This is a genomic window from Citrobacter freundii ATCC 8090 = MTCC 1658 = NBRC 12681, assembly GCF_011064845.1.
GTDB classification, from domain to species: Bacteria; Pseudomonadota; Gammaproteobacteria; order Enterobacterales; family Enterobacteriaceae; genus Citrobacter; species Citrobacter freundii.
Genome location: NZ_CP049015.1, coordinates 4,722,081 through 4,735,180, shown reverse-complemented (window position 1 = coordinate 4,735,180; position 13,100 = coordinate 4,722,081). Strand labels below are relative to the sequence as shown.

The window sequence follows — 13,100 nt, the reverse complement described above, 5'->3', positions numbered from 1 at the left end:
CCCGCCTTTTCTCATCTGTTCTAACAATCAGTATTCCCACGTTTCCGGGTTGATACCCAGTTCACGCATGATTACCTTTGCTTCTTCCGGGATTTCATCACTGCGCTCTTTACGCAGGTCTTCATCGTTGGGTAATGGTTGCCCGGTAAAAGCATGCAGAAACGCTTCACACAGCAGTTCACTGTTGGTGGCGTGGCGCAGGTTGTTCACCTGACGACGCGTGCGTTCATCGGTAAGGATTTTTAACACCTTCAGAGGAATGGAAACCGTAATTTTTTTGACTTGCTCACTCTTCTTACCGTGCTCAGCGTATGGGCTGATATATTCGCCGCTCCATTCAGCCATGAGATACCTAATCCTCTTTGTCATTAATATTGAGGCCAGAACCTGAGCCCGGACCATAATTGCGCGTAGTTTATCGTAGTGGCGCGGCCCTGACACGAAGTAGCCGACGCAGATGTACGCTAATGCATATAATTTTAACGGCTATTTCCAGTTTGCTCAATCTATACGCAAAGAAGTTTAGATGTCCAGATGTATTGACGGCTATAGTAACAATGATTACTCTGGTGCCTGACTTTTCACCGACTCAGCCAGGATCTTCTCAATATGACGCGTAAACAGGCCACCATCGCAGTGCGTAGCGGGTTAAATGACGACGAACAGTACGGTTGCGTTGTCCCGCCGATTCACCTCTCCAGCACCTATAACTTTACCGGATTTAATGAACCTCGTGCTCATGACTATTCGCGTCGCGGCAACCCAACGCGTGATGTCGTTCAACGTGCGCTGGCTGAACTGGAAGGAGGGGCCGGAGCGGTACTGACTAATACCGGTATGTCGGCGATTCATTTGGTGACCACTGTCTTCCTTAAGCCTGGCGATCTGTTGGTTGCACCGCACGACTGCTACGGCGGGAGCTACCGACTGTTTGACAGTCTGGCAAAGCGTGGCTGTTACCGCGTCCTGTTTGTCGATCAAGGAGATGAGCAGGCATTGCAGGCTGCATTGGCGGAAAAACCGAAGCTGGTGCTGGTAGAAAGCCCAAGCAACCCGCTGCTGCGCGTGGTGGATATTGCGAAAATCTGCCAGTTGGCGCGTGAAGCTGGCGCGGTCAGCGTGGTCGACAACACTTTTTTAAGCCCGGCACTGCAAAATCCACTGGCATTAGGCGCCGATCTGGTGTTGCATTCATGCACGAAATATTTAAACGGTCACTCAGACGTGGTGGCTGGTGTGGTTATAGCCAAAGATCCGGAAACGGTCACTGAACTGGCATGGTGGGCGAATAATATTGGTGTGACCGGCGGCGCGTTTGATAGTTATCTGCTGTTGCGCGGCCTGCGTACTTTGTCTCCTCGTATGGAGGTGGCGCAACGTAATGCTCAGGCGATAGTCGATTATCTGCAAACTCAGCCGCTGGTGAAAAAATTGTATCACCCGTCATTGCCGGATAATCAGGGCCATGAGATTGCTGCGCGTCAGCAAAAAGGCTTTGGCGCGATGTTAAGTTTTGAACTGGATGGCGATGAGCAAACGCTGCGCCGTTTCCTCGGCGGGTTGTCATTGTTTACGCTGGCGGAATCGTTAGGGGGCGTTGAAAGTCTGATCTCCCACGCCGCAACTATGACACACGCGGGCATGGCACCAGAAGCGCGTGCTGCTGCCGGAATTTCCGAAACGCTGCTGCGTATCTCCACCGGTATTGAAGATGGCGAAGATTTAATTGCCGACCTGGAAAATGGCTTCCGGGCTGCAAACAAGGGGTAAACATGAGTGTGATTGCGCAGGCAGGGGCGAAGGGTCGTCAACTGCACAAATTTGGTGGTAGTAGTCTGGCAGACGTGAAATGTTATCTGCGTGTCGCAGGCATTATGGCGGATTACTCGCAGCCTGATGACATGATGGTTGTTTCAGCCGCAGGCAGTACCACTAACCAGTTGATTAGCTGGCTGAAATTAAGCCAGACCGATCGCCTTTCTGCGCATCAGGTTCAACAGGCGTTACGTCGCTATCAAAGTGAGCTTATCAGCGGTTTGTTACCTCCCGAGGTGGCGGATGGACTGATTGGCGCGTTTATTCACGATCTGGAACGCCTGGCTGGGTTACTCGACAGCGGCGTGAACGATGCCGTCTATGCTGAGGTTGTTGGGCATGGTGAGGTATGGTCCGCGCGTTTGATGTCTGCCGTCCTTAATCAACAGGGGCTGGAGTCAGCCTGGCTGGATGCGCGCGATTTTTTACGTGCTGAACGCGGTGCCCAGCCGCAGGTAGATGAAGGTCTTTCTTACCCATTACTGCAGCAACTGTTGGCGCAGCATCCGGGTAAACGCCTGGTGGTTACCGGCTTTATTAGCCGCAGCAATGCCGGTGAAACAGTGCTACTGGGGCGTAACGGTTCTGACTACTCGGCGACGCAGGTTGGTGCGTTGGCGGGCGTTTCCCGAGTAACCATCTGGAGCGATGTCGCCGGGGTTTACAGCGCGGATCCGCGTAAAGTAAAAGACGCCTGTTTGCTGCCGCTGTTGCGTCTGGATGAAGCCAGCGAGCTGGCGCGTCTGGCGGCACCGGTTCTCCATGCCCGTACCTTACAGCCGGTTTCCGGTAGCGATATCGATCTCCAGTTGCGCTGTAGCTATACCCCAGAGCAGGGTTCAACGCGTATTGAGCGAGTACTGGCCTCCGGTACCGGGGCGCGTATTGTGACCAGTCATGATGACGTCTGCCTGATTGAGTTTCTGGTTCCGACTGGCCAGGATTTTAAGCTGGCTTATAAAGAGATTGACCAGGTTTTAAAACGTAGCCAGGTGCGTCCGCTGGCAGTGGGCGTGCATCCTGACCGCCAGCTATTGCAATTTTGCTACACCTCCGAAGTCGCTGACAGCGCGCTGAAAATTCTGGATGAAGCTGGCCTGCCAGGCGAGCTGCGTCTGCGCCAGGGGCTGGCGCTGGTGGCGATGGTCGGGGCGGGCGTCACCCGTAATCCGCTGCACTGCCACCGTTTCTGGCAACAGTTGAAAGGTCAGCCGGTTGAATTCACCTGGCAGTCGGAAGAGGGAATCAGCCTGGTCGCGGTACTGCGTACTGGGCCAACGGAGAGCCTGATTCAGGGTCTGCATCAGTCAATCTTCCGTGCTGAAAAACGCATTGGTCTGGTGTTGTTCGGCAAAGGTAACATTGGGTCGCGCTGGCTGGAGCTGTTCGCTCGCGAGCAGAGCACGCTCTCGGCGCGTACCGGATTAGAGTTTGTGCTGGCGGGTGTGGTTGATAGCCGTCGTAGCCTGCTGAATTACGAAGGACTGGATGCCAGCCGCGCGTTAGCTTTCTTTGATGACGAGGCGGTAGAGCAGGATGAAGAGTCTCTATTCCTGTGGATGCGTGCTCACCCGTATGATGATTTAGTGGTGCTGGATGTGACCGCGAGCGAGCAACTGGCGGATCAGTATCTGGATTTTGCCAGCCATGGTTTCCACGTCATCAGCGCCAACAAACTGGCCGGGGCGAGCAGCAGTAATAATTACCGCCAGATTCATGACGCTTTCGAAAAAACGGGTCGCCACTGGTTATATAACGCCACCGTGGGTGCAGGTTTGCCGATCAACCATACCGTGCGCGATCTGATTGATAGTGGCGATACCATTTTGTCGATCAGCGGGATCTTCTCCGGCACGTTGTCGTGGTTGTTCCTGCAATTTGATGGCACGGTCCCATTCACCGATCTGGTGGATCAGGCATGGCAACAGGGTCTGACTGAACCCGATCCGCGCGTAGATCTTTCCGGCAAAGATGTGATGCGTAAGCTGGTGATTCTGGCGCGTGAAGCGGGTTACGACATCGAACCGGACCAGGTTCGCGTGGAATCGCTGGTGCCTGCGCATTGTGAAGAAGGCTCTATTGACCATTTCTTTGAGAATGGCGATGAGCTGAACGAGCAGATGGTGCAGCGTCTGGAAGCGGCGCGTGAAATGGGGCTGGTGCTGCGCTATGTGGCGCGTTTTGATGCTAACGGCAAAGCTCGCGTTGGTGTTGAAGCGGTTCGCCCTGAACACCCGCTGGCGGCGCTGTTGCCGTGCGATAACGTATTCGCCATAGAGAGCCGCTGGTATCGCGATAACCCGCTGGTGATCCGTGGACCGGGCGCGGGCCGTGACGTTACCGCAGGGGCGATTCAGTCTGACATCAACCGTTTGGCGCAGTTGCTGTAGTTTGTGTTGCCGGATGGCGCTTACGCTTATCCGGCCTACATATGGCATGAACCGTAGGCCCGGTAAGCGGTAGCGCCACCGGGCAAATTCAAGGCGTTGTATTTATCTGCCAGCGTCCTTATCGTCTGAAACACCGAATGAGCCGAGTAACGGGCGCTATCCCGAAACTCCGCCTGCTGCTGTAACCAGACGAGAAAATGGTGGCCTGCCGCCAGTGTGATTGACGCCCCTTTTTCAACCTGACCCTCCGTTAACAGACACACCATTTTGCGTGTGTCGCCTTGTTGCCAAATTTGCCACTGGTTTTGCCACCACCCCTGCCAGGTTTTACCCAGCAATCGCCAGGGCAGTGTGCACTTATCGCTATTGATCTCTTCATCAATAAACCAAAGCGAAGCGTGATGATCGCGATATTGCTGCGCCCATGCGGTAATCGCCGCGCCGCGCAGAAAACATTCGTGGGCAATAATGTGCGTTTTTACCTCAGGCCAGAGATGGCTCAGTATGCGGAAATGTCCGTGCGTGGTAATGACCGGGCGTAAAACTGCGCCATTGGCATTTCGTTTGAGCATGGCACTGCCGTACTGGATTTCATCAAACTGGCTGCGGCGTAAAAACAGGGTTTCCCTCTGTCTTACTCGTTCAACGACATTGTCATGAATGACCGCGGGTTCAACGTTGTTACGCCAGCGGTATCGTAATGTATCCCCTACGAGATGGGGCGTGAAATTACTGGAAATATGCAAAATATTGCCGCGAATAGCGTCAAAACTGAGTAATACATAAAGTTTCTGGTCGGTGCAGGCTCCCTGAAAAGGGACGATTAAGGGAACCGTCGCTATTTGTTCTGGTGGAACAATGGTGGTGAGCGGCTGCTGCTTTGGTGTCCAGACATGTTTGCAGCTCCGGCACTGAACGCGTTGGCTGCCCTGAGGATTATGCCCATAGAGGATGGTTTCCCGCTGATAACATCGTGGGCAAAAATGACCGCTTTGGGCGGCAAAATCCGTTAAATATGCTGACAACCACCCACCAAACTGTTCCTCATTAAACAGCGGGGGATAGCTGCCGCATGCCCGGCAATGCAGCGCAGCATAACCCAACCGATACTCGGGCCAGCTGTAATCTGGTGAGCTCGCCAGCCCCAGATTTTTACAGCCGAAGGACTTACAGCAATTGATGGTGAACAGTGACGTCATCGTATTACCAACGATTTTTAATGGTCGTTGATTTTGACCCGCGACTATCACCAGTGGATGTGAGTTTTCTCACATAAAAAAACCTTTCAGAACGTAACGTAGCGATTCTTTATATGACTGAAAGGGATTGATTATGAAGTTAAAAATGCTTGCTGTTGGTGTTCTGGTATCGTTGCCGCTTTGGGCGAGTGCCAAAGATGTCACGATTATCTATACCAACGATCTTCACGCCCACGTTGAACCTTATAAAGTCCCATGGATTGCTAATGGCACGCGTGATATTGGTGGTTGGGCTAATATCACGACGATGGTGAAGCAGGAAAAAACGAAAAATAGCGCCACCTGGTTTTTTGATGCCGGTGATTATTTTACCGGGCCGTATATCAGCAGCCTGACCAAGGGTAAGGCGATTATCGATATCATGAACACCATGAATTTTGATGCTGTCACCATGGGTAATCATGAATTCGATCACGGTTGGGATAACACGCTACTACAACTGAGTCAGGCGAAATTCCCCATCGTGCAGGGTAATATCTTTTATCAGAACAGCAGCAAAATGTTCTGGGATAAGCCTTACACCATTATTGAAAAAGATGGCGTGAAGATTGGTGTGATTGGCCTGCACGGCGTGTTTGCTTTTGATGATACGGTTTCTGCTGCGACACGTGTCGGTATTGAAGCGCGGGATGAAGTGAAGTGGTTGCAACGCTATATCGATGAGCTTAAAGGAAAAGTGGATCTCACTGTGGCGCTAATCCATGAAGGCACGCCAGCGCGTCAGTCCAGTCTGGGTGGCACCGATGTACGCCGTGCATTGGATAAAGACATCCAGACCGCAGGTCAGGTAAAGGGGCTGGATATCCTGATCACCGGCCATGCGCATGTGGGCACGCCGGAGCCGATTAAAGTCGGTAACACCCTGATTCTTTCCACCGACAGCGGCGGTATTGATGTGGGTAAACTGGTACTGGATTACCAGCAGAAACCGCATCAATTTACCGTGAAGAACTTCGAGCTGAAGACCATTTATGCTGATGAGTGGCAGCCAGACCCGCAGACGAAACAGGTCATCGATGGCTGGAATAAAAAGCTCGATAAAGTGGTACAACAGACGGTTGCAAACTCTCCGGTTGAGCTGACGCGTGCTTACGGTGAATCTTCTTCGTTGGGCAATCTGGCGGCGGATGCGTTGCTGGTGGCGGCAGGTAAAGATACTCAATTAGCGCTCACTAATTCGGGCGGTATCCGTAATGAAATCCCAGCCGGTGCTATCACGATGGGTGCAGTCATTAGCACCTTCCCGTTCCCCAACGAGCTGGCAACAATGGATCTCACCGGTAAACAGTTGCGTAGCCTGATGGAGCACGGCGCGGGTTTAAGCAACGGTGTATTGCAGGTGTCCAAAGGACTGGAGATGAAGTATGACAGCAGTAAACCAGTCGGTCAGCGCGTCACCGTACTAACGTTAAACGGTAAACCGATTGAGGATGCCACAGTTTATCACATAGCTACCAATAGCTTCCTGGCAGACGGCGGTGATGGTTTTACGGCATTTGCCGAAGGAAAAGCGCGAAATACCTCCGGAGGTTACTATGTCTCTAATGCTGTCGTTGACTATTTCAAGGCGGGAAATACGCTGACGGATGAGCAGCTTAAAGGCATGCGTGTGGCAGATGTGAAACCATAGTGAGCTCAGGCCAGCAGACAATCCGCTGGCCTGTTGTTTTAGCCTCTGTGAGAGGCAAACACCTCTTTCGCGGCGAACAAACCATTGAGTGCGGCAGGGAAGCCGGCATATACGGCCATCTGCATAATCACTTCAACGATCTCATCCTGCGTTAAACCAACGTGTAATGCCGCGCCAATATGCACTTTCAACTGCGGGGCGGCATTGCCCATTGCTGTTAACGCGGCGACAGTGGCAATTTCTCGGCTGCGCAGGTCCAGACCTGGACGTGTATAGATGTCGCCAAACGGAAATTCCAGCAGGTAGCGGGCAAAATCCGGCGCGATATCCTTCAGGCTCTCAACGACGGCCTCTCCCCCTTTGCCATCTACCTGTTGCAGCATTTTCTGGCCGGTAATAAAACGTTCTGATTCCATGATTTTTCCCTCGTAGGTGTGGCGTATGGCGAGAGAATAGGGGGTGTAGAATGATTTGGATAATACCGTTTCCGTGATACCTTTTCGGTATGACAACATCGCCATTACACTCTCTGGATATTCGTCTACTGCGTTACTTTTCCGTAGTAGCGGAAGAGAACAATATGAGCCGGGCTGCGCAGCGCTTGTTTATGTCGCAACCGCCGTTGAGTCGCCACATTCGCCAGCTTGAAGAGCGCCTGGGGGTCACGCTGTTTGTCCGTCATACCCGTGGATTAACGCTGACGGAGGACGGCCAGCGCGTACTTGAAATGGTACGCCCGTTGCTTGATCTCCAGGACAAAACCTATGCTGCGTTGAGTCAATTAACGCAAATCAGGGAGCCATCTCTGCGCTTAGGGTTAAGCACGGCGTTTGAACAGGGCGTTTTTGCGGCGCTTGAGTCACAGCTGACTACGCATGTGCAGAAGCGACATATTGTCCGTCATGGTTCGCCTGAACTCGCGCGTCTGGTGCGTCGTGGAAAGCTGGATGCCGCGCTGGTGGCGTTACCGCTTGAGACTTCGGGGCTTAGCGTCACGCCGCTCGGCTGGCAAGAATCGTTGATCGTCGCCTTACCCGCGCTCTGGCCAGAGGCAGCGCTGCCTTCGCTCTCGTTAATGTCGCTGAGCCACCGACCACTGTTCTGGTTCAAACGTGAACGTAACCCCGCCTTTTTTGATTACACCCGACATATTTTTAGTCATGCTGGTTACTCTCCTGCCTGTATTGAAGAACCGCTGGAACATGATGTGTTGTTGGCGCGGATCGCGCAGGGTGAAGGTCTGAGCCTACTTCCGGCCTCCTTTTCCGCTATCCAACGTCGGGGGGTGATATTCCTGCCGCTTACCGATACCGAATTGCGTATTAGCACGGGGTTGCTGATGCTGCCTGAAAACGTAAAAAAATTAGCATGGCTGCAGACGGTCATGGCGCAATCCCTCATCAATTCAGACTGATGTGAATTTTTTTCACGTTGGCTGAGTATTCCTCACCTTTAGCGATGATTTTTGTGTTGACGCCAGCATGCTTTTCCGTCATTTTTACATCTAGACGTCTAAACGTATAGCAGTTCACAACACAACATATAACGACAAAAGATTGATGAGGTAAGGTATGAGCTTTTTTCACGCCAACCAGCGGGAAGCCCTGAATCAGAGCCTGGCAGAAGTTGCCGGTCAGATTAACGTTTCATTTGAGTTTTTCCCGCCGCGCACCAGTGAAATGGAGCAAACCCTGTGGAACTCCATCGATCGCCTGAGCAGCCTGAAGCCGAAGTTTGTTTCAGTCACTTACGGTGCAAACTCTGGTGAGCGCGACCGTACGCACAGCATTATTAAAGGCATTAAGGATCGCACTGGCCTTGAAGCGGCTCCGCACCTGACCTGTATTGATGCAACCCGCGATGAGCTGCGGACTATTGCTCAGGACTACTGGAACAACGGTATTCGTCATATTGTTGCCCTGCGCGGTGACCTGCCGCCGGGAAGCGGTAAACCGGATATGTATGCTTCTGACCTGGTGACGCTACTGAAAGACGTTGCAGACTTTGATATCTCCGTTGCGGCTTACCCGGAAGTGCACCCGGAAGCGAAGAGCGCTCAGGCCGATCTGCTGAACCTGAAGCGTAAGGTTGATGCCGGTGCGAACCGTGCGATTACCCAGTTCTTCTTCGATGTAGAAAGCTATCTGCGCTTTCGTGATCGCTGTGTGTCTGCGGGAATCGACGTGGAAATTATTCCGGGTATCCTGCCAGTCTCCAACTTTAAGCAGGCGAAAAAATTTGCCGACATGACCAACGTCCGCATTCCGGCGTGGATGTCGACCATGTTTGATGGTCTGGATGATGACGCGGAAACCCGCAAGCTGGTGGGCGCTAATATCGCTATGGACATGGTGAAGATTCTCAGCCGCGAAGGGGTGAAAGATTTTCACTTCTATACCCTTAATCGTGCCGAGATGAGCTACGCTATTTGTCACACACTGGGTGTAAGACCGAACTAAACAGATGCCCCAGCCCTCTACGGAGGGCTTTTTGTTGATCATTTTGATCTACATCTCTGTAACGTAAAATATAAAAGGAATTAGCTATCGAATCTGTGGGTTTTTTCGACTATATCTTATCTCTGGTGGTGTATATCGTAGTCAGAACACTGTAAAGGGAGCATATAGATGAGCATGTCCGACGATAGCCAGAACACATCAACTGCCGGTAAGTGTCCTTTTCATCAGGGCGGTCACGACCAGAGCGCGGGAGCAGGAACGAACAACCGCGACTGGTGGCCAAATCAACTGCGCGTTGATCTTTTAAACCAACATTCCAACCGTTCTAACCCGCTGGGTGAGGACTTCGACTACCGCAAAGAGTTTAGCAAACTCGACTACTCTGCCCTGAAAGGGGATCTCAGAGCCCTTCTGTCCGAATCTCAACCGTGGTGGCCCGCTGACTGGGGAACCTATGCTGGATTGTTTATCCGCATGGCATGGCACGGTGCAGGGACCTATCGCTCCATCGATGGACGCGGTGGCGCGGGTCGCGGACAGCAGCGTTTTGCACCACTGAACTCCTGGCCGGATAACGTCAGCCTTGATAAAGCGCGTCGTCTGCTGTGGCCAATCAAGCAGAAATATGGCCAGAAAATTTCCTGGGCCGACCTGTTTATCCTCGCGGGTAACGTGGCGCTGGAAAACTCAGGCTTCCGCACCTTCGGCTTTGGTGCTGGTCGTGAAGATGTCTGGGAACCGGATCTCGACGTAAACTGGGGTGATGAAAAAGCCTGGCTGACTCACCGTCACCCGGAAGAACTGGCCAAAGCGCCGTTGGGCGCAACCGAAATGGGCCTTATCTATGTGAACCCGGAAGGGCCGGACCATAGCGGCGAACCGCTTTCAGCGGCAGCAGCTATTCGCGCGACCTTCGGTAACATGGGAATGAACGACGAAGAAACTGTAGCGCTGATTGGCGGCGGTCATACGTTGGGCAAAACCCACGGCGCTGCACCGGCTTCGCACGTAGGCGCCGATCCTGAATCCGCACCGATTGAAGCACAGGGCCTGGGCTGGGCGAGCAGCTACGGCAGCGGCGCGGGCGCAGACGCAATTACTTCCGGTCTGGAAGTGGTCTGGACGCAGACGCCGACCCAATGGAGCAACTATTTCTTCGAGAACCTGTTCAAATATGAGTGGGTACAAACTCGCAGTCCGGCAGGCGCTATTCAGTTTGAAGCGGTTGATGCGCCAGAAATTATTCCTGATCCGTTTGATCCATCGAAAAAACGTAAGCCGACGATGCTGGTTACCGACCTGACGCTGCGTTTCGATCCTGAGTTCGAGAAAATCTCCCGCCGTTTCCTGAACGATCCACAGGCGTTCAACGAAGCGTTTGCCCGTGCGTGGTTTAAACTGACGCACCGTGATATGGGGCCGAAAGCGCGTTACATCGGGCCGGAAGTGCCAAAAGAAGATCTGATTTGGCAAGACCCGCTGCCGCATGCGTTCTTCAACCCAAGCGAAGAAGATATCCTGAAGCTGAAAGCGACCATTGCCGCTTCCGGGCTGTCCGTGGGCGAACTGGTATCGGTAGCGTGGGCGTCGGCATCGACTTTCCGCGGTGGGGATAAACGTGGCGGCGCTAACGGTGCGCGTCTGGCGCTGGATCCACAGCGCGGCTGGGATGTGAATGCCACCGCAGCACGCGTTCTGCCTGTGCTGGAAGGGATTTATAAGTCTGCCCATACCGCCTCGTTGGCCGATATTATCGTGCTGGCAGGTGTTGTCGGTATCGAGCAGGCGGCTAGCGCTGCGGGCGTCAGCATTAAGGTACCTTTTGCGCCGGGCCGCGTGGATGCGCGCCAGGATCAAACGGATATTGAGATGTTTGAACTGCTTGAGCCGATCGCCGATGGCTTCCGTAACTACCGCGCCCGTCCTGACGTATCGACCACCGAGTCGCTGCTGATCGATAAAGCACAGCAGCTGACGCTAACCGCACCGGAAATGACCGTGCTGGTGGGCGGTATGCGCGTACTGGGCACCAACTTTGATGGTAGCCAGCACGGTGTCTTTACCGATCGTCCAGGCGTACTCAGCACTGACTTCTTCGTCAATCTGCTGGATATGCGCCATGAGTGGAAGGCGGTTGATGAGTCAAAAGAGCTGTTTGAAGGTCGTGACCGTCTGAGCGGCGAAGTAAAATACACCGCAACCCGCGCCGATCTGGTATTTGGTTCTAACTCTGTACTGCGCGCAGTGGCTGAAGTTTATGCCTGCAGCGATGCCCACGAGAAGTTCGTGAGAGATTTCGTGGCTGCATGGGTGAAAGTGATGAACCTGGATCGTTTCGACCTGCTGTAACAGACGATGCCGGATGCCGCTTGCGCGGGTCCGGCATGGTAGGAATAAAAAAATCCCCGCATTTGCGGGGATTTTCTATTTGCAGGTTATTCCCACTCTTGCAGGTAACGTTGACCGTACTGGTCAGCCACAAGCAGGGCGGCATACACCTGGTCCGGCGTTGCGCCGCCAGGCATGTTGTGGATGGTTTCGCCTTCGGCACAGGCTGCCTCAGCCACAATGCGCATTTTCGCCTGAATATCCTGTTTGATATCCAGTTGCGCCAGGGTAATCGGCAAGCCAACGGAATGGCACAGCGCGGCAACGGTTTCAATTTTATCGACCGGCGCGTTTTCCAGCACCAACTGCGTCAGCGTACCGAAAGCCACTTTCTCGCCGTGGTAATAATGATGTGCATCCGGGATTGCGGTCAGACCGTTATGAATGGCGTGAGCCGCTGCCAGACCACCGCTTTCAAAACCGACGCCACTCAGATAGGTGTTGGCTTCAATAATGCGCTCCAGTGCTGGTGTAACCACGTGCTGCTCTGCAGCCAGCATCGCTTTTTCACCTTCTTCGATCAGCGTATTAAAGCACAGCTCTGCCAGCGCCAGCGCCGCCTGAGTACACTGACCGCCCGCCATGGTGGTTGCGCCGCTGCGTGAACAGGCACGCGCTTCGAACCAGGTCGCCAGCGCATCGCCAATACCCGCAGCTAACAGACGCGCCGGTGCGCCCGCGACAATTTTGGTATCAACAATGACCCTGTCCGGGTTATTAGGCAGCAGCAGATAGCGATCGAATTCACCGGCATCGGTGTAAATGACGGACAGCGCGCTGCACGGCGCATCGGTAGAGGCGATGGTTGGCGCAATGGCGACAGGCACGCCCATAAAGTGCGCCAGCGCTTTGGCGGTATCCAGCGTTTTACCGCCACCAATACCAAGTACTGCCGCACACTGCGCTTTTTCCGCTACGACGCGCAGACGGTCGATTTCGTTTTGTGAACATTCGCCGCCAAACGGTGCAATTTCCAGCGCCAGTCCGGCATCCTGGAAGCTTTTTTCCAGTGCCCCCTGGGCAAAGCCTAAGACAAACTTGTCTCCAACGACCAGCCAGCGCTCTGCCAGTGGTTTGAGGTAGCTGCCAAGACGGGTAATAACATCGGCACCCTGGATGTACTTACCAGGTGATTGAATAATGCGATCCATACTTTATT

10 protein-coding genes are annotated in these 13,100 nt (G+C 53.5%); 6 read left to right on the top strand and 4 right to left on the bottom strand.

The annotated features are described in order from the left end of the window. Positions 1 to 27: 27 nt before the first annotated feature. The gene (gene metJ, locus G4551_RS22665; protein WP_003028816.1) at positions 28 to 345 is read right to left on the bottom strand and encodes a met regulon transcriptional regulator MetJ; all 318 of its coding nucleotides are present in this window, start codon (positions 343 to 345) and stop codon (positions 28 to 30) included. 264 nt (positions 346 to 609) lie between these two features. Between metJ and metB the strand changes: the two genes are divergently transcribed. Continuing rightward, the gene (gene metB, locus G4551_RS22660; protein ID WP_003028818.1) at positions 610 to 1,770 is read left to right on the top strand and encodes a cystathionine gamma-synthase; all 1,161 of its coding nucleotides are present in this window, start codon (positions 610 to 612) and stop codon (positions 1,768 to 1,770) included. A gap of 2 nt (positions 1,771 to 1,772) precedes the next feature. Further along, a complete protein-coding gene (gene metL / locus G4551_RS22655; protein ID WP_003028820.1) occupies positions 1,773 to 4,205 on the top strand; it encodes a bifunctional aspartate kinase/homoserine dehydrogenase II in 2,433 nt (810 codons plus the stop codon). Positions 4,206 to 4,240: 35 nt separating this feature from the next. Here metL and G4551_RS22650 read toward each other — a convergent pair whose 3' ends face one another. Then, positions 4,241 to 5,404, bottom strand: coding sequence for a hypothetical protein (locus tag G4551_RS22650; RefSeq protein WP_003840522.1), 1,164 nt, complete (start codon positions 5,402 to 5,404; stop codon positions 4,241 to 4,243). Positions 5,405 to 5,537: 133 nt separating this feature from the next. Here G4551_RS22650 and G4551_RS22645 point away from each other — a divergent pair, with 133 nt between their 5' ends. Beyond that, positions 5,538 to 7,094: a bifunctional metallophosphatase/5'-nucleotidase gene (locus tag G4551_RS22645; protein ID WP_003840524.1), complete on the top strand. Its 1,557-nt coding sequence runs from the start codon at positions 5,538 to 5,540 to the stop codon at positions 7,092 to 7,094. A 38-nt stretch (positions 7,095 to 7,132) separates the two neighbouring features. Here G4551_RS22645 and G4551_RS22640 read toward each other — a convergent pair whose 3' ends face one another. Next, a complete protein-coding gene (locus tag G4551_RS22640) occupies positions 7,133 to 7,510 on the bottom strand; it encodes a carboxymuconolactone decarboxylase family protein (RefSeq protein ID WP_003840527.1) in 378 nt (125 codons plus the stop codon). Between the two features lie 89 nt (positions 7,511 to 7,599). Between G4551_RS22640 and G4551_RS22635 the strand changes: the two genes are divergently transcribed. The 3 genes from G4551_RS22635 (at position 7,600) to katG (ending at position 11,902) form a co-directional block, all read left to right on the top strand. Then, positions 7,600 to 8,508, top strand: a complete 909-nt coding sequence (locus G4551_RS22635) for a LysR family transcriptional regulator (RefSeq protein WP_032941082.1) — start codon at positions 7,600 to 7,602, stop codon at positions 8,506 to 8,508. A gap of 157 nt (positions 8,509 to 8,665) precedes the next feature. Then, positions 8,666 to 9,553 carry a methylenetetrahydrofolate reductase gene (gene metF / locus G4551_RS22630; protein WP_003028830.1) on the top strand — a complete coding sequence of 296 codons (888 nt, stop codon included), beginning with the start codon at positions 8,666 to 8,668 and terminating at the stop codon, positions 9,551 to 9,553. Between the two features lie 168 nt (positions 9,554 to 9,721). Continuing rightward, the gene (gene katG, locus G4551_RS22625; protein WP_003840531.1) at positions 9,722 to 11,902 is read left to right on the top strand and encodes a catalase/peroxidase HPI; all 2,181 of its coding nucleotides are present in this window, start codon (positions 9,722 to 9,724) and stop codon (positions 11,900 to 11,902) included. An 86-nt stretch (positions 11,903 to 11,988) separates the two neighbouring features. Here the strand turns inward: katG and gldA are convergent, their stop codons facing one another. After that, positions 11,989 to 13,092 (bottom strand): bifunctional L-1,2-propanediol dehydrogenase/glycerol dehydrogenase, encoded by a 1,104-nt coding sequence (gldA, locus tag G4551_RS22620; protein ID WP_003840533.1) that lies wholly within the window; start codon positions 13,090 to 13,092, stop codon positions 11,989 to 11,991. Positions 13,093 to 13,100 lie beyond the last annotated feature (8 nt).

What these genes read in the sequence shown, in the direction of transcription:
- katG (WP_003840531.1), top strand. Translation starts at nt 9,722, where the DNA reads ATGAGCATGTCCGACGATAGCCAGAACACATCAACTGCCGGTAAGTGT.
- gldA (WP_003840533.1), bottom strand. Translation starts at nt 13,092, where the DNA reads ATGGATCGCATTATTCAATCACCTGGTAAGTACATCCAGGGTGCCGAT.
- metB (WP_003028818.1), top strand. Translation starts at nt 610, where the DNA reads ATGACGCGTAAACAGGCCACCATCGCAGTGCGTAGCGGGTTAAATGAC.
- metJ (WP_003028816.1), bottom strand. Translation starts at nt 345, where the DNA reads ATGGCTGAATGGAGCGGCGAATATATCAGCCCATACGCTGAGCACGGT.
- G4551_RS22635 (WP_032941082.1), top strand. Translation starts at nt 7,600, where the DNA reads ATGACAACATCGCCATTACACTCTCTGGATATTCGTCTACTGCGTTAC.
- G4551_RS22645 (WP_003840524.1), top strand. Translation starts at nt 5,538, where the DNA reads ATGAAGTTAAAAATGCTTGCTGTTGGTGTTCTGGTATCGTTGCCGCTT.
- G4551_RS22640 (WP_003840527.1), bottom strand. Translation starts at nt 7,510, where the DNA reads ATGGAATCAGAACGTTTTATTACCGGCCAGAAAATGCTGCAACAGGTA.
- G4551_RS22650 (WP_003840522.1), bottom strand. Translation starts at nt 5,404, where the DNA reads ATGACGTCACTGTTCACCATCAATTGCTGTAAGTCCTTCGGCTGTAAA.
- metL (WP_003028820.1), top strand. Translation starts at nt 1,773, where the DNA reads ATGAGTGTGATTGCGCAGGCAGGGGCGAAGGGTCGTCAACTGCACAAA.
- metF (WP_003028830.1), top strand. Translation starts at nt 8,666, where the DNA reads ATGAGCTTTTTTCACGCCAACCAGCGGGAAGCCCTGAATCAGAGCCTG.